We start from the raw sequence: 449 nt of genomic DNA, 5'->3' as shown, positions 1-449 counted from the left end.
GCATCCCCCTGTTCGCCAGCGAGATAATTCCGGTCCATTCTGTGTTCGCTCTTGAGGTGTCCAATGACGGGTTCGACCGCCGATCGTCGTCGCATCTGGCGCTTGATGGCGGGCGTGAGACGGCGCTTCTGGCCACTGGTGAAGACTCTCAGCTTGTGACTTTCGGGAGCATTATGGCCGCGGTATCCAGCATCGGCCAGAATGCGGGAGAGCTCGGTGCCAATCATCTTTTCCATATCCGGAATGACGGTCGCGAGCGTGTGGCCATCGTACGGATTGCCGGGCAGCGCCGCTGCGTGCAGGGCGAACTGCCCGCCCTTTGAACGGTTCAGTGTTGTGGCCACGGACACCTTCACTCCGAACTCATAGGGCTTGTGCGCCTTACCTTTACCAATGCACTCGACCTCGTCGGCATGCAGGCTGTAGATCTTGCGGCCACGCTGACGACG

1 protein-coding gene is annotated in these 449 nt (G+C 60.1%); it reads right to left on the bottom strand.

The window, feature by feature from the left end:
* On the bottom strand, positions 1 to 449 hold a 449-nt coding region (locus AC1DE4_RS31870; protein ID WP_477884769.1), incomplete at both ends, for a transposase.

It is taken from the genome of Rhizobium sp. 10N414 (assembly GCF_056394785.1).
Note: the sequence above shows the minus strand (reverse complement) of the source record. Positions and strands in the feature narration are given on the sequence as shown.